This window comes from Oceanobacter sp. 1_MG-2023 (assembly GCF_030689025.1).
In the GTDB taxonomy this organism is placed as follows: domain Bacteria; phylum Pseudomonadota; class Gammaproteobacteria; order Pseudomonadales; family Oceanobacteraceae; genus Oceanobacter.
Genome location: NZ_JAUYWA010000003.1, coordinates 69,106 through 90,695, shown reverse-complemented (window position 1 = coordinate 90,695; position 21,590 = coordinate 69,106). Strand labels below are relative to the sequence as shown.

The window sequence follows — 21,590 nt, the reverse complement described above, 5'->3', positions numbered from 1 at the left end:
TTATGAAACTCTACTGGCTAACACTGATCGCCCTGGGGCTGTTCAGTCATCGTCCGGTCCTGGCCGACGACACCGAAATTTACGTTCAGACCACCACCACCACAGCGCCGAATGTGGTCTTTATCATGGATACCTCGGGCAGTATGGGCAGCAGCGTCTACGAAGACGGTTCTTATGCCGGCTCTCGCCTGGATGTGGTTCGGGATGCCGCGATTGAGGTGATCAACAGCACAACCGGTATCAACCTCTCCTTGTTCCGCTTCAACAGTTCCAGCTCCGAGGGTGCCTGGATGAGTAGCCCGATGTTATCGATTGATGCTGAAGGCGTCCGTAGCATGGTCGAGGATATTCTCGATTCCTACTCTCCCGGTGGTGCCACCCCGATTACAGAAAGTGTTTATGAAGCGGCGGCCTACCTCCGTGGCGATGCCATGAAATACGGCAAAACCACCACCGCCAACTCCGATTTGTGTATGGTCTGGGAAGAACAGGAAATCGCTGTTACCGGCTCTGGTTCCAGCGGTAGCTCCAGCTCATCTTCTGGCAGTGTTGATACCAGCCTCTGGTGGTTTCAAATGATGGCCGGTGATGATACCTGGGCCATCGAAGACTACTATCTGAAAAACAACAACACTGACTGGAACTCCTGGAACAAGGTCCATAAAAACTACAAGGGAACCTTACTGGATAGCTACGGCGTAACCCAGTCGGAGTACGAAGCCAGTGAACCCGCCTGGTTTATGGTAATGGATACCTGGAGATGGCCATATGTGGTTGATACAGACACCGGGGCTTATACACCATGGGACGACCTGGACAGCTGGTTTCAAAACGCTCTGATCAAAACTTACGGCATCAGTGAATCCGACTATATTGCCTATACCGCCTCCTCTTCTGAAGATGATGATGGCGATGATTCAGGGGATGACAGTGAACCTGCCACAGAAACCATTCTGGTCTGTACCGAGTACCTGAACCTGGATGATACCCACGATGGTAACGGCAATTATATCTCGCCCATCACCGAAGAATGCCAAACCAACCACGTGGTGATTTTCAGTGACGGTGCGCCTTACTACGACACCAGTATCAACTCCAAGGTGAGATCATTACTGACCGAACTGCCCAGTGCCGATTTCCCCAATGACGATGACTTCAGCTCCTCTTGTACCGGTGACGGTGGTTGCGCCGAAGAACTGGCCTATTACCTGTATAACGCCGACAACAGTGATGACTTCAGTGGCCGTCAGCCGATTTATGTGCACACGATTGGTGGTTTTGTCGCCGGCAGCACCCAGGAACGACTCGATGATATGGCCTCTTACGGTGGCGGTGTTGCCGGTAGCGGTTCCGATTCAGACTCCCTGCGCCTGGCGCTGGTCAAGGTTTTTGAAAACATCTCCAAAACCTCCGGTACCTTTGCCGCCCCCGCCGTGGCGGTCAACGCCTATAACAGCCTGGAGCATCTCGACCAGCTGTATTATTCCGTATTCAGTCCATCCACTGCTGCAGACTGGACCGGCAATATCAAACGCTACCGGCTCGACAGCAGCGGTGACATCATGGACGTTGATGGCGATCTTGCCATCGACTCATCCACCGGCTACTTTTCTGACAATGCCCGCAGCTACTGGACCCTGGATGAAGATGCTCCGGATGGCGAAACCGTCACCAAGGGAGGGATCGCCCGTCGCCTGTCTGATCCTGGCAGCCGCCGTATCATGACCGATATCGCAGGAAGCAGCATCAGCACAACGGACAACCGTATCAGCAGCAGCAATACGTCACTGCCGGACAATCTGCCGAGCGTCGTACCGGATGACGAAAAATCCGACTTTATCCTCTGGCTGGCTGGCTACGATCCCGACTCATCCAGCACTACTCCACGACGGGAAATCGAAGACGCCCTGCACAGCCGCCCGGTATTGATGTCCTACAGTTCCGGCAGCAGCAGCAAAACCGCGCTGTTTGTTGGTACCAACTCGGGCTATCTGCACGCATTTAACACCGATGAGGATAATCCTGAAGAATACTTTGCCTTTATTCCTTCGGATCTGTTTGAAAGCGCTTATGCCTATTTCGACCAAAGTCCTGATCGGACCTACGGTATGGATGGGTATATCTCCAAATATCACATCGACAGTAACAGCAACAATATCGTCGACTCCGGAGAAAAAGCATATCTGTACAGCGGCATGCGCCGTGGCGGACGAAACTATTACGCACTCGACGTCAGTGATCTTGATGCCCCAACACTGGCCTGGACCATTGAAGGCGGCAGCGGTGATTTTGCTGAGCTGGGACAAACCTGGTCCAAGATGCTGCCAATTACCGTACTGTGGAAAGGTGAACAAACCGATGTACTGGTCTTTGCCGGTGGTTATGACGAGGCTGAAGACGACTATACCAAACGCACCGCCCACAGCATGGGTAACGCCATTTATATGGTTGACCCGACGACTGGAGAGCTGCTCTGGAAAGCCTCGAAATCCAGCGGCAATCTGAGGCTGAGTGATATGACCAGTGGCATAGTTGGTGATCTGGTACCTGCCGATAACGATGGCGATGGTGACGTTGACACTATGTATGCCGCAGACCTCGGTGGTCGTATCTGGCGTATAGACTTCGCCCAGGAAGACAGCCTGTCCAATAATGCCTCTACTTTTGCAACCGGCGGCATGATTGCCGACCTGGGTAATGACGAGACCGAAATTAATAACGTCCGGTTTTTCGCCACTCCCGATCTGACTTACTCGTCACGGGATACTTTTCTGGATAAAACCACCGGTTACAGTTACGCCGCCAGTCGCTACCAGCTGGTCATCGGCTCTGGCTACCGGGCGCACCCGTTAAACACCATCACCAAGGACCGTATCTATATCATCAACGATTTTGATGTAGATGCGGCACCGGAAACGTACACAGCGCTAACGCAGGATGATCTGGTTGATTACGACGATATCGCAACAGCCGATACCGACGATCTCAAGAACGGGGTCTACCTCGACTTGTCAGGCAGTGGCGAAAAAGTACTTTCCAATGCCATCTCATTAAATTACTACAGCTATATCAACAGTTATCAGCCAACGGATGAGGCTTATCGTTCCGGTTGTGAGCCAGATACCGGCCAGAGCACCCTGTACGTCCTGTCATTGCAGTACACCGCCGGTGAACTCTCGGTCTACAAGGATGAGATTGAATCCAACTTCCCCGGTATCCAGGACACCCCGGTTGTTGTGTACCAGGAAACTGCACAGCCCGTTGATGAAGATGATGAGGAAGAAGATCAGGACAGCACAGTCATCACTTCCAAGCCCACTATCGTCAACGGCACCACTACCGTTGATGCCCTGGGCGCATCAGACCCGGTTGAACAAACCTTCTGGAGGGAATTGGAACAATGATTCAGGCCAGACGGGTTGCAGTATCAGCAAGGGGAACAGTGGCAGGGCTTACCCTGATCGAACTGATGATCACCATCGCGGTATTCGCCATTCTGGCTGCGGTGGGCACCCCTTCCATGACTCGTTACCTGAATAACCAGACTGCCGACCGGATTGCCCGACAGCTGCATACCGACATTCAGTATGCCCGCAGCCATGCCGCCAATTACAAGCTGACGGTTAATGTTCAGCCCAAATCCGGCAGCTGGAGCAATGGCTGGGAGGTCCGCGAGGCCACATCCAATACCATCCTGCGCCAGTCCAGCCTGGATTCCAGCGACGGTACCATCACGGCATCCTCCATGGGTTCCGGGCTTTTATCCTTCAATGGTGCCGGTCGCGCAACCGCCGTCGGAGCCTTGACCATCAAGATTACCGGCTGCAGCGGAAACAGGGTATACCGCATAGAAATACTGGCGATTGGTCAGATCATTCGATCGGAGAGTGCATGTTGATCCAAAGCAAGCGGAGCATATCCGCCACAAAAGGTTTCAGCCTGATAGAAATTCTGGTGACTGTCGCCATTACCACCGTCGGGCTGGTTGGACTGGTGGCTCTGTTGCTGGAGTCTGACCGTTCAGCCCAGGATTCGACCAGTCGCTCCCTGGCGGCCTGGATGATCGATGACCTGACCAACCGTATCATGGCCAATCAGGATGCCGTTGCCAGTTATGACACTGGCGCAGCGGCAGTCAGCTGCGCCGCTCGCCCGACCATGTGTGCCTACTATCACGATGGCACTTCACGCAAGGCCAGCGCCAATTGCAGCGGCGCTCAAATGGCGGCGTTTGATTTATGGGACGTGGCCTGCCCTTCTGATGTATCGGTAACAGACTCCGATATTACCCGCGCCGGTAATGCCGACTTTCTTGCACCGCCTTCCCTCGTTGTTGATGTACAGGCCGGACTCGGCGTCGGTGCTTCGTCAACCCAGGTGCAAATCACGATAACCTGGGATGTCAGAACCTCAGGTACCCTGGATGATGGCAGCACCAACTATCTGAACGAAGGCGACATTACCAACCGTACCGACTCTCTTTCAACGGAGATCGACTTGTGAAAACGTTACCGATAAAACAGCATGGCATGACACTGATCGAGTTAATGATCGCCGGGATTATCTCGATCATTATCGGTCTGGCTGTGATGCAATTAATGGTCGGCTCCAACCGTGCATCCAACCGTATTGATGGCATGTCACAAGTGCAAGAGAGTGCCCGCTTCACCCTCACCTGGCTATCCAAGCAGGTTCGCCACGGAGGATTCAACCCAGACCTGTTTGGTGAGGCCATTCAACCCGTTGCCGACCTTTGCAGCGATGCCACCCTGATACCTCCAGCCGCCAATGCGGACTGCAACTGGGAATCCACAGATCAGGCCGGTGACCGACTGGCCATCCGCCGCACCTTTGAAGATTCAACGGCGAATACCTGGGACCAGACGACCTGTAGCGGTGTCGACCTGGCAGGGGCGGGCGTTGCTTCGGGTTCAGTGATCGTTGATGTGTACTGGGTTGCACTGGATACCAGCGGTGGTACTGATGATGAATATGACGATGTCTTGCGCTGTGCCAGCTATCTGGAAAATGATGCCGGTTCTGACACCATTCTCGGAGATGGTGTACAGACGATTGCCTCCGGGATCGAATCCTTTCAGGTGCTGTATACCGACCCGGGCGCAGGCAACACCAATGCCAGCCGTTATGTCAGCGCCGACCTCGCCACTCTGGCCGACGTTACAGCTGTCCGTATTGCTATCCTGACCAAAGCGTTCAGCGATGCAGCCCGAGTCGATGGTACCCGCAGCTATCTGGTACTGGATGCTGATCCGATTACCCGGACAGATAATATACCGCGCCAGATTCTTGAAACGACTGTATTTTTCCCGAACCGCTAACCTTCACCATGAAGGCTATTTCCCGATCGACAACAGGAAACCTGAAACCGATGAGATTGCCAGCCCACCTTGCTCCCAGCCGAGGTTTTACCCTGATTGAACTGATGATTGTGATTGCCATTATCGGCATTCTGGCAGCAATCGTTATACCTGGCTATCACAGCTATATAAGCCGGGCCATTCGTGCAGACACTGCCCAGGAATTATCACGTATCATGGCCGCCCAGGAACGTTATTATTCCGATGAGCTGACCTACACCACGGATTTGAGCAAACTGGGACTGACTCTCAGCAGCGGCTATTACCTGATCAAAAGCGGCGATACCACCGCCTACAAAGTGAGTGCTTCCAGTTGCTCTGGAGCTTCCCTGAGCCAATGTATCCAGATCACTGCCACGGCGGTCGGCAGCCAGGCAAGCGACGGTAATCTGGTACTGGACTCCACCGGTACCCAGACCCGTACCGTAGGCAGTGACGTCTTCGAATGGTAAAACGGCCAGCCGGTATTGGTTGACAGCCTGCGGCTATCACAAATGACGGCAGCCGTCAGCAGGCGCCAGACCGGGCTCAGACTTCGCTCAAGCGCAGTTCCTTGGGCAGCGAAAACACCACGTTTTCTTCGGTTCCCTGAACTTCTTCAGGGGTCCGACCGCCCAGATTCACCAGGCACTGCACTACTTCTTTCACCAGCACTTCCGGAGCTGATGCACCGGCCGTCACCCCTACGTGGCCAATGTCGTTCAACCATTCAGGGCGGATTTCGCTGGCGTTATCAACCAGATAGGCCTTGGCTCCCATACGCTCTCCCAGCTCGCGCAAGCGATTCGAGTTTGAGCTGTTGGGTGAACCAACCACCAACAGGACTTCACATTCAGCAGCCAGTTGTTTCACGGCATCCTGCCGGTTCTGGGTGGCGTAGCAAATATCATTCTTGCGTGGCCCCTGAATAGCAGGGAACTTCTGTCTCAGGGCATCGATTACCTTGGCGGTATCGTCCATCGACAAGGTCGTCTGGGTCACATAAGACAACCGGGAGGCGTCACGGACAGACAGGTTGGCGACATCCTCTTCATTTTCAACCAGGTAAATACTGCCACCCCGGCTGTAATCGTATTGCCCCATGGTGCCTTCCACTTCGGGATGGCCTTTATGTCCAATCAGCACACACTCGCTGCCATCGGCACTGTACCGGGCCACTTCAAGGTGGACCTTGGTAACCAGTGGGCAGGTGGCATCAAAAACCTTGAGGTGGCGGTCAGTGGCATTCTTGCGTACCGCCTGGGCCACACCATGGGCAGAAAAGATAACAATGCTGCCGTCCGGTATTTCATCCAGCTCATCCACAAAGATGGCGCCACGCTGGCGTAAATCGTTCACCACAAACTTGTTGTGTACCACTTCATGGCGTACATAAATCGGTGGCTCGAACAATTCCAGTGCCCGGTTGACGATATCGATAGCCCGATCAACCCCCGCACAAAATCCGCGTGGATTGGCGAGTTTAATTTGCATGGCTGATCTCTGTCGGTTTGACGTCAAGAATCTGAACCTCAAATGTCAGGATTTTACCTGCCAGAGGATGATTAAAATCCACCTCGACCCACTCGCCTTCCACACTGGCAATCACGCCTGGCAGCTCGGTGTTGGATGCATCCGCAAATGACACCACCAGACCGGGAGAAATCGGCAAGTCCGCGGCAAAGTCGGAACGCTTCATCCGCTGGACATTGTTCGGGTTATGCTGGCCAAAAGCGTGTTCAGGAGCAACACTGAAGGTTTCATGAGCTCCGGGGGCCAAACCTACAAGCAGGCTTTCAAAGCCTTCTGGCAAATTGCCATCACCAATTACCAGCTGCGCAGGCGTGGCATCAAAGGTTGAGTCAATCACCTGGCCATCTGCCAGTTTCAGGGCAAAATGCAGGGATACCGTGCTGCCACTGGAAATAATGTCTGCGGCCATGAGTTCACCTCTTGTTAGGCGTTTGTTGGGCGCTCGCCAGATACCGGGTTACGCCAATGTATGTCAGCCGTACGGATTCAATCGCTGCGACTGACGGAGTCAGAAGCCGGTTTCTGTGTGCTGATGCTGTCCCGTATCACGTCGATTGCCATCATAATGGCCCCTGCCGTAATGGCAGAGTCCGCAATATTGAAGGCAGGAAAATACGCGTTGTCCCAATGCACGGAAATAAAGTCAATCACATGACCAAACAGCACCCGGTCGACCAGATTGCCCACCGCGCCCCCCAGAATCAGTGCCAGTGACACCGCCAGCCAGGGTTGGCTGCGCGGTAAGCGCCGCATCCAGACCATCAGCATGACACTGACGGCGGCTGAGATAAACGTAAAGAACCAGCGTTGCCAGCCCGGCTGGTCGGCCAGCAAACTGAATGCAGCCCCCTTGTTATACAGCAAGGTAAAATCCAGCACCGGTAACAGATATACCGGATTGCCATAGTGCAGCCAGGCTTCGGCCATTTGTTTGGTGGCCAGATCAATGACCAGAACCAGCAGGCTGAGCCACGACCAGATCAGGGCGCTGTTTTTTATCGATGTCATCAGGCGTACAGGCGAACTTCGCCCTCTCCCTCAACGTTGTCGATGCAACGGCGACACAGCGTTGGGTGGGCGGCATCGCTGCCAACCGTCTCGCTGTGATGCCAGCAACGCTCACATTTTTCTGCTGTCGAGGCGACGACACTGACGCGCAAGTCGCTCAGATCAGTGGCTTCGCCTTGCTCATCATCCCATGCTGCCACCCGGGCTGAAGACGTCATCAGCACAAAGCGTAATTCATCACCCAGTTGCTCCAGCGCCACTCGCAGTTCGTCATTGGCGTACAGCACCAGATCTGCTCCCAGGCTGGCACCGATCAGCTTGTCACTACGGGCTTTTTCCAGCTGGCCATTTACGGCTTCCTTGACCTTGAGAATGGTTTGCCAGTACCCGTTGTCGAAGCCGTTATCAGACACAACCGGAAAGTCGGTGTACCACTCGGCCAACAACACAGAGGCATCACGATCACCGGGCAAGTTGTCCCAGATTTCTTCCGCAGTAAAGGACAATACCGGGGCAATCCAGCGAGCCATGGCTTCCAGTACATGGAACAACGCCGTCTGGGCACTGCGACGCGGCAAGCCATCATGTTTGCCGGTGTATTGACGGTCCTTGATGATATCCAGATAGAAGCCACCCAGCTCACTGACACAGAAATTCATCAACGTTTTGGTCAGCCCCTTGAAATCGTAATCCAGATAAAAGGCGATCACCTTCTCTTGCAGGGTGCGGGTGTATTCCACAATCCAGGCGTCCAGCGGCAGCAGTTGTTCACCGGCCACCAGATCTGTTTTTGGATCAAAACCATGAATATTGGCCAACAGGAAACGACAGGTATTACGCACCCGACGGTAGGCATCGGCGTTGCGCTTGAGAATCTCGTCCGAGACGGTCATTTCACCGCTGTAGTCGGTATCGGCCACCCACCAGCGCAGGATGTCGCCACCCAGGCTGTTAAGCACTTTCTGTGGTTCAACCGTGTTGCCCAAGGATTTGGACATCTTGCGACCGTTGGCGTCGACGGTGAAACCATGGGTCAGCACCGTTTTATAGGGGGCATGGCCATACGCCGCCACACTGGTCAGCAAGGAACTCTGGAACCAGCCGCGATGCTGGTCAGAACCTTCCAGATACATATCGGCCGGGAAGGTCAGTTCTTCACGACGCTGACAAACGGAAGTATGGGTGACGCCGGAGTCAAACCAGACATCCAGGGTATCCGTCACCTTGACGTAGTCGGCGGCTTCATCGCCCAACAGTTCCGCGGCATCCAGTTCAAACCAGGCATCAATACCCACGGCTTCTACTTTTTGCGCTACCTGTTCAATCAGTTCGGCAGTACGGGGATGCAATTCACTGCTGTCTTTATGGACAAACAGCGCGATCGGTACGCCCCAGGTACGCTGACGCGAAATACACCAGTCCGGCCGGTCGGTCAGCATGCCTTCAATACGGGCCTTGCCCCAACCCGGGCGCCATTCCACTGCGTTTTCCACTTCGTCCATGGCCTGCTGCAGCAAGCCATTCTGATTCATGGCAATAAACCACTGGGGCGTTGCCCGGAAAATAATCGGGGTTTTGTGACGCCAGCAGTGTGGATAACTGTGGGTGATATTGGCTTTTTTCAGCAACGCACCACATTCATTAAGAATGGCCAATACCCGGAAGTTACCCTTGTTCGCGGTGCTTAACCCGGTCAGTTCCAAGGCTTGCAAGGTGGCGTTATCGATAAAATTGCCGTGGCTGTCGACCAGCATCTCGGCGGAGCGGATGCCGAAGGTCTGACACACGCTGTAGTCATCCGCACCGTGCATTGGAGCGGTATGGACAGAGCCGGTACCGGAATCGGCGGTGACGTGCTCGCCGGTGATGATCGGTACGTATTTTTCGGCGCTATCGGCTGCTGGCATAAAAGGGTGTCGAACCACAAACGGAGCGCTGTCACCAGCCGCCAGTTGTTCCGGAGTCCAACCCAATACTGCGCCCTTGGCAGTAGCCACCACCTCGTAATCACTGGCATCAATGCCATAACGGGCCATTGAGTCAGCCACCAGGTCGGCCGCCAGCACCAATAGCTCATCCTGTTCTTTCAGCAGTACCAGCGAGTATTCCAGCGTCGGGTGTACCGATACGGCTTCGTTCGCCGGCAGAGTCCAGGGGGTGGTTGTCCAGATCACAATGCTGGCCGTTTTACTCGCCAGTGTCGCTTCGGCACCAAAGGCCGCCAGCAACTGCGCGGTATCCGGGAAAGCAAACTTCACATCAATCGCTACGGACTTTTTATCCTGGTGCTCAACTTCCGCTTCCGCCAATGCAGAACCACATTCCGGGCACCAGTTCACTGGCTTGAAGCCCTTGTGCAGGTGGCCCTTGTCGATGATTTTGCCCAGCGTACGAATGATGTCCGCTTCGGTTGTAAAATCCATGGTGAGATAAGGGTTATCCCAGTCTCCCAACACCATCAGGCGTTTGAAGTCCTCGCGCTGGCCATCGACCTGTTTGGCGGCGTATTCGCGGCAATGACGACGAAATTCACTGGCGCTGACCTTGTCACCCGCCTTGCCTACCTGCTCTTCCACTTTCAGTTCAATCGGCAAGCCATGGCAATCCCATCCCGGTACATAAGGAGCATCAAAGCCACTCATGGTCCGAGACTTGACGATCATGTCTTTCAGAATCTTGTTAACGGCGTGACCAATATGAATCTTGCCATTGGCGTATGGCGGGCCATCATGCAGGATAAACTTGTTACGACCGGCACGTGCCGCACGAATCTGCTGGTACAGCCCCATTTTTTCCCAACGAGCCAGCATGTCAGGCTCTCGCTTGGCCAAATTGCCGCGCATGGGAAATTCGGTATCCGGTAAATTCAGGGTCGATTTGTACTGGCTGTCCACTTTATCGTTCATAACGGGTCACTTCTGATAAATTCAATTCGGTCGTCGTTATCCGGGTCGATCCCGAATCACGGAAAGAGTATGGCAATGTGGCGAAATAATGCTGGGCCGAGCGTTTGTCATCGTCAATAGCGGCTTGTAGTGATTCCAGGCCATCAAAGGCACGCTCACCACGAATACGATGCCAGAATTCGACCGTCAGATGCTGGCCATACAGATCACCGGAAAATCCGAACAGGTGAACCTCCAGTGACGGCTCAGGCTTCAGGCTGATGGTCGGTTTGATTCCGACATTGGCCACTCCCAGATATTCTTCGCCGGTCTCCTGGATACGTGTGGCCACGGCATACACTCCACACAAAGGCAGGCGGCGGCGATGGATCATCACATTGGCGGTGGGAGTATTCAGCGTACGGCCCAGTTCCCGGCCGTGGGCAACCCGCCCGGACATGCGATAGGTACGCCCCAGCAACTTGCGCACTTCGCCCAGACGGTTGGCTTCCAGCTCCTTGCGGATACGGGTACTGCTGACGCGTTCTCCGGCCACCAGAAAGGTCGAGGAGTCCTGCACCACAAAACCGTATTGCTGGCCAGCACTGGCCAGCAGCGCATAATCACCCCGGCGATCACAGCCAAAGCGGAAGTCATCTCCCACGATCAGATGGCGAATACCGAGCGTATCCACCAGTACCTGCTTGATAAAATCATCCGCCGACATTGATCGCAGCGCCTGATTAAACGGCAGGCACAGAACGTAATCGACGTGATCGGCATCAAGATCAAGTAATTTCTCGCGCAGATTGGCCAGTCGCGCGGGGGCTTGGTCCGCGGCAAAAAATTCCTTGGGCTGCGGCTCAAAAATCATTACCAGCGTTGGCACAGCCAACCCGGTTGCCGCGGCATGGAGTCCATGCAAAATAGCCTGATGCCCCAGATGCAAGCCATCAAAATTACCAATGGTGATCGCACAGCCAGAGAATTCCGCTGGAATATTATGTAAGCCTCGCAGCAGACGCATGAGCGATGACAGTCCTCAGTGATTCAGTTACCGGAACAAACAGATAACCAGACAAAAATACAAGGGGCTGGATTATAGCCAAGGCACCGCGCCGGGAACAGTCAAACACCGGAAACAGCCGCTATAGACTGAATTTAGCCTCGAACCACCCCATCAGGCGCAGCGGGCACCAGCCCTCTAGTCAAACAAGGCACCACGCAAGTGCCGGGGCTGCAGCCCGGCAACAAGCAACACCAGCACATAGACGACAACGCCCGAAACAACCACCAGCGTCATTTGTACCATACGCTCAGAAGCTGACCACAGCAGCCAATCGGCCACATCCCCCATGAGCCACCAGGTCACTCCCAGCAGGGCAGCATTTGCCAATGCCAGCTTGGCCATAAACCCCAACCAGCCACGACTGTGTTGCAGCACCCCGGCTTTGCGCAACCCCAGATATAACATCAGAGCATTAAAGTACGATGAGATAGCGGTGGCCAGCGCCAGTCCGACATGGGCAAATGGCAATACCAGCGCCAGATTAAACACCATATTCACGACCATCGCCTGAATACCAATACGTACCGGTGTGCGGGTATCCTGCCGTGCATAATAACCGGGAGCCAAGACCTTGATCAGCATAAAGGCCAACAGGCCCGAGGCGTAAGCTTGCAAGGCGACCGACATTTGCTCAATGTCATAAGTCGTCATTTCACCGTGATAAAAAATGGTTGCCATCAACGGCTGAGCCAACAGTGCCAGCGCCAGGGCTGCCGGTAATGCCAGCAGCAACACCATGCGCACCGCCCAATCGAGCGTACGAGCAAAGCCCTCATCCTGTTCTCCAGCGTGCTTACTCGACAGCGCAGGCAAGATCACCACACCAATGGCGATGGCAAAAATTCCCAGCGGCAGGTTATTGAGCCGATCGGCATAATACAGCCAGCTGACGCTGCCATCTTCCAGAAATGATGCCAGTACCGTATCCAGCAACAGATTAATCTGACTGACCGACACCCCGAACAAAGCCGGTATCATCAAGCTGACAATACGTCGAACCCCTTCATCATCCCGTTTTACCGTCGGCCGCACCAACAGCTGCAAGCGGGCGAGAAACGGCAGCTGAAACAGCAATTGCAGCAGTCCGGCAAAAAAGACTCCCCAGGCCAATGCAAACAATGGCTCCTCAAACCAGTCAACCATCAGCCATGTTGCGGCAATCAGTGTCAGATTCAGCAACACCGGAGTAAAAGCCGGGATGGCAAAACGGCCGTAACTGTTCAGCACCCCACCCGCAAAGGCCGTCATGGCAATAAACAACAGATAAGGAAAGGTAATACGCAGCAGATCCCCGGTCAGGGCAAATTTTTCCGGATTGGTAGCAAAACCGGGGGCAAACAACCAGGGCAGGTAGTCCGCCGATAACAACGCCAGTGTCGTCACCGTCAGCAATGCCAGACCCAGGGTACCGGATACCCGCGACACCAGCAGTTGCACCTCATCCAGAGAACGACGGGTACGGTATTCACTCAGTACCGGAACAAAAGCGACCGAGAAGGCACCTTCGGCAAACAGGCGACGAAAAAAATTGGGGATTTTAAAAGCCACCAGAAAGGCATCAACCCGGGTGCCAAAATACTGTGCCACCACAATATCACGCACCAGCCCCAGCACCCGGCTGAGCAAGGTGAACACGCTGACGACCGATGAAGAACGCAGCAGACTACTGCCTGTCGACCGGGCACCCGCTTCCGTGGTTGTTGACGATGCTGCTTTTTGTTTGTCCACGACGGATTTCTCTTGTTGTACAACCTGGTACGGGCTGCGCAGGATGCTTCACCCAGAAGGGCCTTGCCAACAGACAGCCACAAAAAAGCCCGCAAAAGCGGGCTTTTTTATCGTCGAAAGGCCTTAGCCTTTCAGCGCAACAACCTGCGAATTCAGACGGCTTTTGGTACGGGCTGCAGTGTTTTTATGCAGAATACCTTTGTTGACCATCTTATCGATATACGGTTGGGCTTTAACGAACGCAGCTTGGGCCTGTTCGTAGTTATCAGACGCTACAGCAGCGTGTACTTTCTTGATGTAGGTACGCACCATAGAACGCAGTGCGATCGTACGGGCACGGCGTTTGATAGCCTGACGGGCGCGTTTACGAGAACCAGCAGAATTTGCCACAGTCGGCTCCTTAATAAGGGGATTAGTGAATTCCAAGAGGGCCGGGATTATCCCGGCCAGCCCCTTTCATGTCAACCAGAAGTCGCTTTATTTCAACAAACTGGCCGGTTTTCTTGCAACTTAGCCGATAACAACCTTATCGAACGATTTAACCAGGTCATCCACTGCTTTCATTTGCTTCAAATAAACTTCCAGCTTATCGAGTGGCAAGGCGCAAGGGCCATCACATTTGGCTTCTGCAGGGTTAGGGTGAGCCTCGATAAACAGGCCACCAATACCCAACGCCATCCCCGAACGCGCCAGTTCAAACGCCTGCTGACGACGCCCATCCGCCGAATCCGTACGACCACCCGGGCGCTGCAACGCATGGGTCGCATCAAAGATAACCGGTGCCATGGGTTTCATATCATCCATACCGAGCATATCAACCACCAGGTTGTTATAGCCGAATGAAGAACCACGCTCACACAACATCACCCGCTCGTTACCGGCTTCGGCAAATTTTTTGATGATATGACGCATTTCATGCGGTGCCAGAAACTGGGGTTTTTTCACATTAATGGCAGCACCTGTCTCAGCCATCGCCACCACCAGATCAGTCTGACGCGCCAGAAAAGCCGGTAACTGAATCACATCAACCACCTCGGCAACAGGAGCTGCCTGATAGGTTTCATGAACGTCGGTAATAATTGGCACATCAAACGTTGCCTTGATCTCTTCAAAGATCTTCAGGCCTTCTTCCATACCGGGACCGCGATAGGAGTTGATCGAGGAGCGGTTCGCCTTGTCAAACGACGCCTTGAAGACATACGGAATACCCAGGCGAGTGGTCACTTCCACATAATGCTCACAAATGGCCATGGCAAGATCACGACTCTCAAGCACATTCATACCGCCAAACAGGGTAAAAGGCTTGTCGTTGCTGACTTCCAGACCGCCAAAGGCTACCGACTCAATCATAGTGTTCCTCAGATATACATTTAGAAAGTTCAGGGACTCAGACGTGTACCCTGCACGAATGAGGCGCAAAGCAATAATAACGGTTTATTGCGTCTGTCTGGTTATATTACCACCAGATTATCCCTGTGGATCATTTCCTGTTCCACAACAAAACCCAGCACCTGTTCCAACTCGGACGACGGTGTGCGCAAGATCTTGTTGGCTTCGCTGCGACTGTAATTCACCAGCCCTTTGGCAACCAGCTCGCCACGTTCATTTTTACAGGCAACCACTTCGCCGCGCTCAAAGCGGCCATTCAGCGCCACCACACCAATCGGCAGCAGACTGCGATGACCATTACGCAGGGCATTTACCGCCCCATCGTCCAGAATCAATTCCCCGCGAGTCTGCAGGTGACCGGCAATCCACTGCTTGCGCGCCGCAACTGGCTCGCGATCAGCCACCAACAAGGTGCCCAGCAGTTCACCCGCACGCAAACGCGGCAACACATTCTCAATCCGGCCGCCGACAATCAGGGTATCCGCTCCGGAACGGGATGCCAGAGACGCCGCTCGTACCTTGGTGACCATGCCACCACGCCCCAACGCACCACCGCTGCCCGCCATATCGGCAATGGCAGGGTCAGACGCCTTGGCTTCCAGTACCAGCTCGGCATCCGGGTAGGAACGGGGATCGGCAGTGAACAGCCCTTGCTGATCGGTCAGAATCACCAGTACATCAGCCTCTACCAGGTTGGCAACCAGAGCGCCCAGCGTATCGTTATCCCCAAAGCAGATTTCATCGGTTACAACGGTGTCATTTTCATTCACCACCGGCACCACACCCAGATTCATCAGAGTGCGTAACGTGCTGCGAGCGTTAAGATAACGGGTACGGTTACTGAGGTCATCATGGGTCAGCAACACCTGGGCGGTGAGCCGGTCATGTTTACCAAAAGCGGTTTCATAAGCCTGCACCAACCCCATCTGCCCGACCGCTGCCGCCGCCTGCAACTGATAAAGTTCTTCCGGTCGCTTATGCCAGCCAAGACGGGTCATACCGGCGGCAACCGAGCCAGACGAGACCAGAATAATATCGTGCCCCAGGCGCTGTAATTCGGCCATCTGATCGACCCAGGATTGCATCCCTTCGAGATCAAGACCCTGGCCGTCATTGGTCAGCAGAGCGCTGCCAATCTTGATAACCCAGCGCTTTTTCTGCGCCAGCCGAATACGATGCTGCTGAATTTGCTGTTGAGAGTCCAAAGCCATTCCAAAAGCTATTGATGCAAGGCCATGGCAGAAAGCAATGGCCGGGATACTGGGACAACCTGGCTGGCGCGGCAATCACACCAACAGGGAGCCAACCAGCGACGTGGTAACCGCGACGGCTACCTGAAAACTATTCGTTAAGATAAACAACTTCGACGTCGTAGTCATCGTCGTCATTGTCGTTTGACGCCGCCCGAATCGCAGCCCGCTCGGCGCGATGCCGCTCTTCCAGCTCTTCGATACGTTCGCGGGCTTCTTCTTCGACCACTTCGCGCTCCCGCTCGATCTGGGCAGCAAACTCTTCGTCCTGCTCAGCCCGCAGGCGGCGTTCTTCGATATATTCCATAATGTCGCAACTCAACGGGAAAGTACCATCCTTGTTGATTGCAGCAATCTGGTAAACCGGGCCTTGCCAGTCCAGCTTGTCCAGAACGTCCTGACAGGCGGCTTGTCGCTCGTCTTCCGGCAACAGATCCAGCTTGTTCAGAATCAGCCAGCGATCCCGCTTGACCAGTCCGGGAGAAAAATACTCCAGCTCATCGATAATGGTACGCGCACACTCGGCAGGATCAGCGCCATCCGGTGGAGCCATATCCACAATATGCAGTAACAAATGAGTCCGCACCAAATGCTTCAGAAAGCGAACACCCAAGCCCGCACCTTCTGATGCACCTTCGATCAGCCCGGGAATATCGGCAATCACAAAACTGCGATGCTGCTCTATGGAAACCACCCCCAGATTCGGCACCAGTGTGGTGAAGGGATAGTCAGCAACCTTCGGGCGAGCGGCAGAGACAGACCGGATAAAGGTAGATTTACCGGCATTGGGCAAGCCCAGCAAACCGACATCAGCCAGGACTTTCAGCTCCAGCTTGAGGTTACGTGACTCTCCCTCTTGCCCTGGCTTGGTCTGGCGTGGTGCCTGGTTGGTACTCGACTTGTAACGGGTATTCCCAAGACCGTGAAAACCACCCCGAGCCACCATCAGGCGTTGGCCGATTGCCGTCAGATCACCCAGCGTCTCACCGGTATCTTCGTCGATCGCCGTGGTACCGACAGGTACCGGCAAGACAATATCTTCACCTTTGGCACCGGTACAGTTACGACTGGCGCCACCCTGACCGTTCTGGGCGCGATGACGCCGGGTATAACGATAATCCACCAGCGTATTGATCGAGTCGTTGGCTTCAAGATACACCGAACCACCGTCACCGCCGTCGCCGCCATCCGGGCCGCCTTTAGGAATGAACTTTTCGCGACGAAAGCTCAAACAGCCGTTGCCGCCCTTTCCCGCTTCAACTGTAATTCGTGCTTCGTCAACGAACTTCATATAGATACCTCAAAAAAACATACAAAAACGCCCCAACTGCAAGCAGCTGGGGCGCTTTTTACGGCAAACCAACCGCCGACAACCTTGAACCGGTTGTCGATCAGGCAGGAACGACGCTAACAGTCTTGCGATTGTTTGGACCTTTCACTTCAAATTTGACAACGCCTTCGGCAGTTGCAAACAGAGTGTGGTCACGAGCAACACGGACATTGTCACCGGCGTGTACACGAGTGCCACGCTGACGAATAATGATTGCGCCTGCTTTTGCTGCCTGGCCGCCGTACAGTTTCACGCCAAGGCGTTTACTTTCGGAATCGCGACCGTTCTTGGTAGAACCACCAGCTTTTTTGTGAGCCATGCTTCTTTCTCCTTCTGAGGGACCACTACAACACTGCGGATGCGGTGACCGTCATTCACAGTCACCCGGGCCCAAATTGAATTTAAAAAAATTAGCCAGCGATGCTGGTGATTTTCAGTTCAGTGAACCACTGACGGTGGCCCATTTGTTTCATGTGGTGCTTACGACGCTTGAACTTCATGATTTTCACTTTCTTGTGACGACCATGGGCAACCACTTCTGCCGTTACTTTAGCGCCTTCAACCACAGGAGTGCCAATTTTAACGTCATCGCCGTTACCAATCAGCAAAACTTTTTCCAGTTCAACCGCATCGCCTGTTGCTACTTCCAGTTTTTCAACTTTCAGCGTTTGGCCTTCTTCAACACGGTATTGCTTACCGCCGGTAATTACTACTGCGTACATGAGGTTCTCCACCTGCTGCATTTTTAGCCGGGCCTCTGATCAGCACCGGTCCATAACCGAATACGCTACTTTCACAACCTGCTTCTACTGGGAACGCACGGGTTACCATATGGCAGGGAGCTGAAATTCGGGCGCGAGACTGTACCTCAGAGCAAGCTGCGTTGCAAGTCGGAGATTCTCGCATTTCCTTGACAGTGTCGACGCTCAACTCTAGCATTTGCGGCAGTTTTCCCGAGACATTATGAATATGCCGTCATCCAACATCACATCCCCATCTCCGGCCCCGTCCATGTCGCTGGCCGACATACTGACATGTGTTGATGATGATTTTCAGGCGGTCAACCGGCTCATCAACGAGCAGCTGGAATCCCGCGTTCCACTGGTCGAAAAAATCGCTGACTATATCGTCAACAGTGGTGGCAAGCGCATCCGGCCATTGCTGGTGCTTCTGAGCGCCCGGGCATTGGGCAACTGCGATCAGGGTGTGATCAAACTGGCGGCCATTATCGAGTTCTTGCACACCGCCACCCTGTTACATGACGATGTGGTGGATACCTCGGACATGCGCCGGGGCAACCCGACCGCCAATGCCAAATGGGGTAATGCTCCCAGCGTACTGGTCGGTGACTTCCTTTACAGCCGCTCGTTTAACATGCTGGTGGAACTGGCCAACCTCAAGGTAATGGATATTCTTTCCTCGACCACCTGTGTGATTGCCGAAGGCGAGGTGCTGCAGCTGACCAACGTCAAAAACCCGAATATCACCGAAGCCCAGTATATGGACGTGATTCAGGGTAAAACCGCACAACTGTTTGAAGCCTCAACCCACGGCACCGCCGCCCTGCTGCAAGCTCCGGATGACATCCAGGAAGCGCTGCGTATTTACGGCAAGGAACTGGGGCTGGCCTTCCAGTTAATCGACGATGTGCTGGATTACGAAGGCAATGCCGCCGATCTCGGCAAAAACGTTGGTGATGACCTGGCGGAAGGCAAGCCAACACTGCCACTGATTCATGCCATGGCCAATGCCGATGAAACCGGCCGCAAACTGGTGCGCCAGGCCATTCGCAAAGGTGGTCTGGATAACATGAATGATGTCATGGCCGTGGTCACACATACCCGCTCAATGGAGTACACCCGCAACAAAGCCAATGCCTGTGTGCAACGGGCCGAACAACAGCTGCAACTTTTACCCCAATCGGCGGCCAAAGACGCCCTGATTGCTCTGGCCAGAATCGCCGTCCAGCGCAAAACCTAACTCTACCCACCCAGAACCGGGGATTTTTATGCAGGTTGTTGCCAGATATCTGATTGCCATCCTGGCGCTGCTCGCCCTGACGCCTACTGTCCAGGCCGGGCTATTTGATCCACTCGGCGGCGCTGAACCCAAATTTTTACCGGTGGAACAGGCTTTTCCACTCCAGACAGATATTGATGGCGGCCTGTTAATTGCCCAATGGCAAACCCCGCCTGGCTACTATTTGTATCAACATCGTATTTATCTGAGCCAGGATGACATACAGCAGGACCCTGCCAGCTTTTCAGAACCCGGCATTGATAAATACGACGAAGCCTTTGGCGATATCATTGCCCATTACGGCCCACGGGAAGTTATCTTCAAGCTGGATTCATTCAGTGCCGGTGTCGTCACCCTCCACTATCAGGGTTGCGCCGATGCCGGGCTGTGTTACCCACCCCAGCGTATCAATATCACCATTGCGGCCAGTGACCTTCCATCAGCCAGTCCGGTTCCCGCAACTGCCACACCATCGGCTCCCTGGGAAAATACCGCAACAGATACCGCAACTACCGCAGCAGGCACCACCACGAACGCTGTCACTCAGTCAGCAACCACCAGCGCCAGCTCTGGCATTAACAGCAACAATACTTATCCTCCCGCGACCGACCAGCCAGCCAGCAGTTCCGCCCACTGGTTTGAGGGCTCCTGGCTGACCACCATTGGCCTGTTCTTCCTGCTCGGCATCGGACTGACATTTACCCCTTGTGTGCTGCCGATGATTCCGATCATGTCGGCGGTGGTGATGGGGCAAAACCAGACCATTTCCGCCCGGCGCGGTTTTTTGCTTTCCAGCACCTATGTACTCGGAATGGCCATTACCTACGCTCTGGCGGGGGTTATCATGGGACTACTGGGAGCCGGAGCCAATATCCAGGCCTGGATGCAAACCCCCTGGGTGCTGGTGCTCTTTGCCCTGCTGTTCGTGTTGCTGGCGTTGTCGATGTTTGGTCTCTATGAACTGCAATTACCCAGCAAACTCCGCAATCGCCTTAATCAAATGAGCCAACAGCAATCCGGTGGCCACCTGCTCAGCGTGTTTGTGATTGGCATCCTTTCGGCACTGGTTGTGTCGCCCTGTGTCTCGGCACCGTTGGCCGGAGCACTGGTTTACCTCAGTACCACCGGCAACGTCTGGCTCGGCGGTGGCGCCCTGCTGGCGCTTGGATTGGGCATGGGGGCACCACTTATTATCCTGGGTACCAGCGGCGGCTCGCTGATGCCCAAAGCCGGTGCCTGGATGAACCAGATCAAAATCTTTTTTGGGGTATTACTGCTGGCCGTTGCACTCTGGCTGGTCAGCCGCATTCTGCCCGGGTCACTAAGTCTTGCACTCTGGGGGCTGCTGGCACTGGTTTATGCCGTGGTTGCCGGTGTATTTGAACCGGCATCAACACCACGCCATCGCGCCTTCAAAGGCCTGGCCTGGGCACTGCTGGTTTACGGCGTCGCCGCCTTCTGGGGCGCATTGCAAGGCAACCATAATCCGTTACAGCCACTGACATCTACTCATGCCGGGTCTGCTGCCAGCGCTGAACAGCAGGCCAACGCTTTTTATCGCACCGAGTCGGTGACTGACATCCAGCGCCTGATCAAAAACAGCCAGCAACCCGTCATGCTGGATCTCTACGCCGACTGGTGCATCAGCTGCAAAGTCATGGATGAAGAAATTTTTGCCGATGATGAAGTACAGCGCCAATTGAGCCATATGACCTGGCTGCAGCTCGACATTACCCGTAATACCGACGAACAGATTGCCCTGTTACAAAGCCTGGCCGTTTTTGGCCCTCCGACGGTACTGTTCTTCCACGAAGGTATTGAAGTTCCTGAGCGCCGTATCGTCGGGGAAATATCCAAAGCCGAATTTCTGCGCCTGACCCAACCCTGACCCGACACCAACCGATGCAAGTGCCCATCCGCATATCGGGGATATACTTGAATAATCATAACCAGGCACACATATAGGGGGCATCTATTTAATCCGGTGCTCACTCTGGGCTACCGGATGGTTTCGAATCACGA

At 54.3% G+C, this 21,590-nt stretch carries 19 protein-coding genes; 7 read left to right on the top strand and 12 right to left on the bottom strand.

The window, feature by feature from the left end; genetic code table 11:
* Positions 1 to 2 precede the first annotated feature (2 nt).
* From Q8W22_RS03185 to Q8W22_RS03165, 5 genes are read left to right on the top strand one after another with little or no spacing between them, the layout of a single operon-like run.
* Positions 3 to 3,404 carry a PilC/PilY family type IV pilus protein gene (locus tag Q8W22_RS03185; RefSeq protein WP_305451581.1) on the top strand — a complete coding sequence of 1,134 codons (3,402 nt, stop codon included), beginning with the start codon at positions 3 to 5 and terminating at the stop codon, positions 3,402 to 3,404.
* Entirely contained in the window at positions 3,401 to 3,898 is a 498-nt protein-coding gene (locus tag Q8W22_RS03180; protein ID WP_305451580.1) for a GspH/FimT family pseudopilin, read from the top strand. The genes Q8W22_RS03185 and Q8W22_RS03180 overlap by 4 nt, the downstream gene beginning before the upstream one ends.
* A complete protein-coding gene (locus Q8W22_RS03175; RefSeq protein ID WP_303431738.1) occupies positions 3,892 to 4,503 on the top strand; it encodes a prepilin-type N-terminal cleavage/methylation domain-containing protein in 612 nt (203 codons plus the stop codon). The genes Q8W22_RS03180 and Q8W22_RS03175 overlap by 7 nt, the downstream gene beginning before the upstream one ends.
* Complete coding sequence (locus Q8W22_RS03170; RefSeq protein WP_305451579.1) at positions 4,500 to 5,339, top strand: PilW family protein; 840 nt, start codon at positions 4,500 to 4,502, stop codon at positions 5,337 to 5,339. The genes Q8W22_RS03175 and Q8W22_RS03170 overlap by 4 nt, the downstream gene beginning before the upstream one ends.
* A gap of 50 nt (positions 5,340 to 5,389) precedes the next feature.
* Positions 5,390 to 5,830, top strand: coding sequence for a type IV pilin protein (locus Q8W22_RS03165; RefSeq protein ID WP_305414126.1), 441 nt, complete (start codon positions 5,390 to 5,392; stop codon positions 5,828 to 5,830).
* 76 nt (positions 5,831 to 5,906) lie between these two features.
* On the opposite strand, the gene ispH is transcribed toward Q8W22_RS03165, so the two are convergent.
* The 12 genes from ispH to rplU form a co-directional block, all read right to left on the bottom strand.
* Complete coding sequence (gene ispH, locus Q8W22_RS03160; RefSeq protein WP_303431735.1) at positions 5,907 to 6,851, bottom strand: 4-hydroxy-3-methylbut-2-enyl diphosphate reductase; 945 nt, start codon at positions 6,849 to 6,851, stop codon at positions 5,907 to 5,909.
* Positions 6,841 to 7,299 carry a peptidylprolyl isomerase gene (locus Q8W22_RS03155; protein ID WP_303431734.1) on the bottom strand — a complete coding sequence of 153 codons (459 nt, stop codon included), beginning with the start codon at positions 7,297 to 7,299 and terminating at the stop codon, positions 6,841 to 6,843. Before Q8W22_RS03155 ends, ispH begins: the two co-directional genes overlap by 11 nt.
* A 77-nt stretch (positions 7,300 to 7,376) precedes the next feature.
* Positions 7,377 to 7,898 carry a signal peptidase II gene (lspA, locus tag Q8W22_RS03150; RefSeq protein ID WP_303431733.1) on the bottom strand — a complete coding sequence of 174 codons (522 nt, stop codon included), beginning with the start codon at positions 7,896 to 7,898 and terminating at the stop codon, positions 7,377 to 7,379.
* Complete coding sequence (gene ileS, locus Q8W22_RS03145; protein ID WP_303431732.1) at positions 7,898 to 10,804, bottom strand: isoleucine--tRNA ligase; 2,907 nt, start codon at positions 10,802 to 10,804, stop codon at positions 7,898 to 7,900. Before ileS ends, lspA begins: the two co-directional genes overlap by 1 nt.
* Positions 10,794 to 11,810, bottom strand: coding sequence for a bifunctional riboflavin kinase/FAD synthetase (ribF, locus tag Q8W22_RS03140; RefSeq protein ID WP_305451578.1), 1,017 nt, complete (start codon positions 11,808 to 11,810; stop codon positions 10,794 to 10,796). Before ribF ends, ileS begins: the two co-directional genes overlap by 11 nt.
* 177 nt (positions 11,811 to 11,987) lie before the next feature.
* On the bottom strand, positions 11,988 to 13,580 hold the full coding sequence (gene murJ / locus Q8W22_RS03135; protein WP_305451577.1) for a murein biosynthesis integral membrane protein MurJ: 1,593 nt from the start codon (positions 13,578 to 13,580) through the stop codon (positions 11,988 to 11,990).
* A gap of 123 nt (positions 13,581 to 13,703) precedes the next feature.
* Positions 13,704 to 13,970 carry a 30S ribosomal protein S20 gene (gene rpsT / locus Q8W22_RS03130; protein ID WP_303431729.1) on the bottom strand — a complete coding sequence of 89 codons (267 nt, stop codon included), beginning with the start codon at positions 13,968 to 13,970 and terminating at the stop codon, positions 13,704 to 13,706.
* A gap of 120 nt (positions 13,971 to 14,090) precedes the next feature.
* Positions 14,091 to 14,930, bottom strand: a complete 840-nt coding sequence (gene kdsA, locus Q8W22_RS03125; RefSeq protein ID WP_305451576.1) for a 3-deoxy-8-phosphooctulonate synthase — start codon at positions 14,928 to 14,930, stop codon at positions 14,091 to 14,093.
* Positions 14,931 to 15,031: 101 nt separating this feature from the next.
* Entirely contained in the window at positions 15,032 to 16,180 is a 1,149-nt protein-coding gene (gene proB / locus Q8W22_RS03120) for a glutamate 5-kinase (RefSeq protein WP_305451575.1), read from the bottom strand.
* Between the two features lie 130 nt (positions 16,181 to 16,310).
* Positions 16,311 to 17,510 (bottom strand): Obg family GTPase CgtA, encoded by a 1,200-nt coding sequence (gene cgtA, locus Q8W22_RS03115; protein WP_303431726.1) that lies wholly within the window; start codon positions 17,508 to 17,510, stop codon positions 16,311 to 16,313.
* A gap of 100 nt (positions 17,511 to 17,610) precedes the next feature.
* Positions 17,611 to 17,868, bottom strand: coding sequence for a 50S ribosomal protein L27 (gene rpmA, locus Q8W22_RS03110; RefSeq protein WP_303431725.1), 258 nt, complete (start codon positions 17,866 to 17,868; stop codon positions 17,611 to 17,613).
* A 91-nt stretch (positions 17,869 to 17,959) separates the two neighbouring features.
* The gene (gene rplU / locus Q8W22_RS03105) at positions 17,960 to 18,271 is read right to left on the bottom strand and encodes a 50S ribosomal protein L21 (RefSeq protein ID WP_303431724.1); all 312 of its coding nucleotides are present in this window, start codon (positions 18,269 to 18,271) and stop codon (positions 17,960 to 17,962) included.
* 247 nt (positions 18,272 to 18,518) lie between these two features.
* Here rplU and Q8W22_RS03100 point away from each other — a divergent pair, with 247 nt between their 5' ends.
* Entirely contained in the window at positions 18,519 to 19,529 is a 1,011-nt protein-coding gene (locus Q8W22_RS03100) for a polyprenyl synthetase family protein (protein WP_305451670.1), read from the top strand.
* Between the two features lie 28 nt (positions 19,530 to 19,557).
* Entirely contained in the window at positions 19,558 to 21,456 is a 1,899-nt protein-coding gene (gene dsbD, locus Q8W22_RS03095; protein WP_305451574.1) for a protein-disulfide reductase DsbD, read from the top strand.
* Positions 21,457 to 21,590: the final 134 nt, after the last annotated feature.

Bases quoted from the DNA above. Each gene is read 5' to 3' on its own strand.
- Q8W22_RS03185 (WP_305451581.1), top strand. From the start codon at position 3: ATGAAACTCTACTGGCTAACACTGATCGCCCTGGGGCTGTTCAGTCAT.
- Q8W22_RS03180 (WP_305451580.1), top strand. From the start codon at position 3,401: ATGATTCAGGCCAGACGGGTTGCAGTATCAGCAAGGGGAACAGTGGCA.
- Q8W22_RS03175 (WP_303431738.1), top strand. From the start codon at position 3,892: ATGTTGATCCAAAGCAAGCGGAGCATATCCGCCACAAAAGGTTTCAGC.
- Q8W22_RS03165 (WP_305414126.1), top strand. From the start codon at position 5,390: ATGAGATTGCCAGCCCACCTTGCTCCCAGCCGAGGTTTTACCCTGATT.
- ispH (WP_303431735.1), bottom strand. From the start codon at position 6,851: ATGCAAATTAAACTCGCCAATCCACGCGGATTTTGTGCGGGGGTTGAT.
- Q8W22_RS03155 (WP_303431734.1), bottom strand. From the start codon at position 7,299: ATGGCCGCAGACATTATTTCCAGTGGCAGCACGGTATCCCTGCATTTT.
- lspA (WP_303431733.1), bottom strand. From the start codon at position 7,898: ATGACATCGATAAAAAACAGCGCCCTGATCTGGTCGTGGCTCAGCCTG.
- ileS (WP_303431732.1), bottom strand. From the start codon at position 10,804: ATGAACGATAAAGTGGACAGCCAGTACAAATCGACCCTGAATTTACCG.
- ribF (WP_305451578.1), bottom strand. From the start codon at position 11,810: ATGCGTCTGCTGCGAGGCTTACATAATATTCCAGCGGAATTCTCTGGC.
- kdsA (WP_305451576.1), bottom strand. From the start codon at position 14,930: ATGATTGAGTCGGTAGCCTTTGGCGGTCTGGAAGTCAGCAACGACAAG.
- proB (WP_305451575.1), bottom strand. From the start codon at position 16,180: ATGGCTTTGGACTCTCAACAGCAAATTCAGCAGCATCGTATTCGGCTG.
- cgtA (WP_303431726.1), bottom strand. From the start codon at position 17,510: ATGAAGTTCGTTGACGAAGCACGAATTACAGTTGAAGCGGGAAAGGGC.
- rpmA (WP_303431725.1), bottom strand. From the start codon at position 17,868: ATGGCTCACAAAAAAGCTGGTGGTTCTACCAAGAACGGTCGCGATTCC.
- rplU (WP_303431724.1), bottom strand. From the start codon at position 18,271: ATGTACGCAGTAGTAATTACCGGCGGTAAGCAATACCGTGTTGAAGAA.
- Q8W22_RS03100 (WP_305451670.1), top strand. From the start codon at position 18,519: ATGCCGTCATCCAACATCACATCCCCATCTCCGGCCCCGTCCATGTCG.
- dsbD (WP_305451574.1), top strand. From the start codon at position 19,558: ATGCAGGTTGTTGCCAGATATCTGATTGCCATCCTGGCGCTGCTCGCC.